Consider the following 1,107-nt stretch of genomic DNA (forward strand, 5'->3'; position numbering starts at 1 on the left):
GGAAGACGAGGGGCGGCTTTTATCGGCTTATCTAACGTCCAGCGGGTTGAGATTTTGGATCATCACTGAATGGGATAGAAGCGCAACCACAATCCTGCTTCCGGAAGAGCATTGATCATGACAGAAGAACAAAGTTGGTCATTGCTGTTAACCCTGTGTTATCAACGTATCCATTGGTTGGAGGCTCGTATTTCCATATGTGAGAGCTTGAATCAAGATGTGAAGTGCTACAAAGCGGAACTGGCTTGCTATCAAGACCTGAAAAAATTTGTGGATGAAAAGCTTGGTGGAAGATAGATTCTAGCGCGTTCAAACCTGAAAGGAGGTGAGGACGATGCAAAATGAAACGCTGCTCATGTTGGCCGTTATAGCGGCCGGGCTGCAAGTCATCATTCAGCTACTTGGTGCACTTAAAGCATTCTTGGAATGGCTGACAGTTAGAGATAAGCGAAAGGGTTCCAATCGCTCGCAACGATTGCGGACTAAAAAAAATCCCAAGCCTAAATAGTTTTAGATTTCAACGTTTCAATTTCTGCTAAATGTTGGGTAAGGGGTTGCCCCCTTACCCTCCTATCAAACTACAGGAGGACAAGCCTAATGGAAATGTTACTTTTGATACTCATTTTGTTTTCAATTTTCCTTCAGTCCGTCACGTTCCTGCTCAACTGGTCAGCTAATAAATACCGCGAATAGGAACACGCAGCAGCAGCCGCCCGGCTGCTGCCCAATCTACTAAACGAGTCGGAGGAAAATCATGAAAACTCATAAACCTAAGATTGTAGCAGCTTTGACTGTCTGTCATGGCATTTATAAAAAAGCGATCTTTGTCTTGAATGGACAACCTGTGAAGATAAATTTTTTGACGATGGACGAGTACAGGGAAATGGTCGGTAATCTTTCACCCGCCAGAACGCATGAGTGGGCGGGGATGCTGAAGAGGGTAGACGAAAGAAAACCAATCTATTACTGCATTTGGACAGTAAAAGTCACTGAATGTCACCTGATAACCAACAAGATTCAAGAACTAATCGATGCTCCGGCGATTGAGATCATTCAGCGTTTGCTTGAGCAGGGGGCAGTGATTCGGGCGTATGACCCCATCGCTAC

Annotated in this window: 3 protein-coding genes; all 3 read left to right on the forward strand. The window is 45.0% G+C overall.

Features of this window, described 5'->3' with window-relative positions:
* The first annotated feature begins 117 nt into the window (after positions 1-117).
* On the forward strand, positions 118-297 hold the full coding sequence (locus FE296_RS00310; protein WP_150363973.1) for a hypothetical protein: 180 nt from the start codon (positions 118-120) through the stop codon (positions 295-297).
* A gap of 37 nt (positions 298-334) precedes the next feature.
* Positions 335-508: a hypothetical protein gene (locus FE296_RS32555; RefSeq protein ID WP_190944960.1), complete on the forward strand. Its 174-nt coding sequence runs from the start codon at positions 335-337 to the stop codon at positions 506-508.
* Positions 509-754: 246 nt separating this feature from the next.
* Positions 755-1,107, forward strand: a 353-nt coding sequence (locus FE296_RS00315) for a hypothetical protein (protein ID WP_150363974.1), incomplete at its 3' end; no start/stop codon positions are given.

Source organism: Paenibacillus sp. UASWS1643 (assembly GCF_008693195.1).
GTDB lineage: Bacteria > Bacillota > Bacilli > Paenibacillales > Paenibacillaceae > Paenibacillus > Paenibacillus amylolyticus_B.